This window comes from Herbidospora sp. RD11066 (genome assembly GCF_054661255.1).
Map to the genome: position 1 here is coordinate 1 of NZ_BAAGDO010000318.1, position 243 is coordinate 243.

Sequence of the window (243 nt, forward strand, 5' to 3'; positions counted from 1 at the left end):
CTGACATAAGCCTTCTTCTGTCCATCAGGTCTGATTAGAGTGTTGACCTTGGCAACATCAATATCATACAACTTCTTCACAGAAGCCTTGATCTGAGGCTTGTTTGCTCTAACATCAACAATAAACACAAGAGTGTTGTTGTCTTCAATCTTCTTCATAGCCGACTCTGTTGTCAAGTCGGCGGCCAAGCGGTCTTAGGAAGACAAATATGTCTGGCAACTCGTGGGCACACCGACAGGCACG

General features: G+C 45.7%; 1 protein-coding gene. It reads right to left on the reverse strand.

All coding sequences use genetic code 11. The features are described from left to right. On the reverse strand, positions 1-188 hold a 188-nt coding region (gene rplW / locus ACYQ78_RS40020), incomplete at its 3' end, for a 50S ribosomal protein L23 (protein WP_459806220.1). Positions 189-243 lie beyond the last annotated feature (55 nt).